General features: G+C 66.5%; 1 protein-coding gene. It reads right to left on the reverse strand.

The window, feature by feature from the left end; all coding sequences use genetic code 11:
- Positions 1-90 precede the first annotated feature (90 nt).
- Positions 91-1,209, reverse strand: coding sequence for an IS630 family transposase (locus E0504_RS27430; protein WP_131626079.1), 1,119 nt, complete (start codon positions 1,207-1,209; stop codon positions 91-93).
- Between the last annotated feature and the right edge of the window lie 110 nt (positions 1,210-1,319).

Here is a 1,319-nt window from a genome sequence, read left to right on the forward strand (position 1 = left end):
CACACACACGAAGACGACAGTCAGTACAACCAATGACAGACCTAATCAAGTCCTACTAGTGCGCTGGCCACGAATGTTCTCTGGTTCGGTTCAGGCGGCGTGTGATCGTGGTCGGCCCCAGCGTTGTTGGCGTTCGGAGCGGACGCGGGTGCGTTCGCGGCGTTGAGCGGCCAGGACGGTGGGGTGGCGGGCGTGGGTGTTGCGCCAGCGCAGGTAGGCCTGCAGGTTCCGGGCGAGCGCGGGGTGGTGGGGATGGTTCGAGTTCCCCATCGCGAAGGTCCGTAACGGTCCGAACTGGGATTCGATCGGGTTCGCCCACGACGCGTTCGTCGGGGTGAGACACAGCTGCACGTTGTTCCGCCCGGCCCACCTGCGGATCGTCGGGGTCTTGTTCGCGGACAGATTGTCCATGATCACGTAGATCGGGGCGTTGTCCGGACGGGCAGCCCTGATCGTCTTCAACGCGGCCAGCGTGTTCTCACCGCTCTTGTGGACACGGGTGACACCCCAGAGCTGATCGTCACCGAGGGAGTAGCAGCCATGGAAGTAGCGCACCCCGTGGGTGCGATGGTAGGTCGCGGGCAGCCGATCCGGATGGCGCTCGGGTGCCCAACCGACACCGTGGACCGGGCGGATCGAGAGCGGACCGAACTGGTCGAACGCGAAACACCGGTTCGGACACGTCATGATCAGATATTCGATCCGGTCGAGTTTGGCGTCCTTGTCCGGGTCGGTGGACTCCTTCCAGGTCCGGGTCCGCTGGAACGAGATCCGGTGGGCGTGCAGGAGTTGACGGAGCCGTTCCCGGCCGACGGTCACGGTGCGGTCGGGGTTGTGGGCCAGGTAGGCGGCCAGTTTCCGCAGGCTCCAGTGGGTGAACGGCTGCCCGAGTCTCGCCGGGCGGGTCCGGGCCGTCTGGACGAGGAACGCCTCGTCGTCAGAACTGATCAGGCGGGGACGGCCTCCCGCCCACCGAGGGTCCAGACAGTCCAGGCCGATCTCGTTGAACCGGTGGATCACCCCCCGGACCGTGTCCTCGTCCGCGGCGACGAGGCGGGCGATCGCGGGTACCGTCGTCCCGCTCGCCGATGCCATCACGACCAGAGCACGGCGGACCCGGATCGAGCCGTGCTTCCCCCGGCGCACGATGCGTAGGAGCCGCTGCCCTTCCTCATCGGTCAACCGCCGTGCCCGTACCAGCTGTGCCATCACGGATCACCCCCAGGAACCGGTCAACGTCCCCCATCCCTGACGGTGTGCCCGCAACCACCCCACCAGCACCTGACCACGACCGGAAACGTTCATGGCCAGCGCACTAG

Source organism: Parafrankia sp. BMG5.11 (assembly GCF_004337455.1).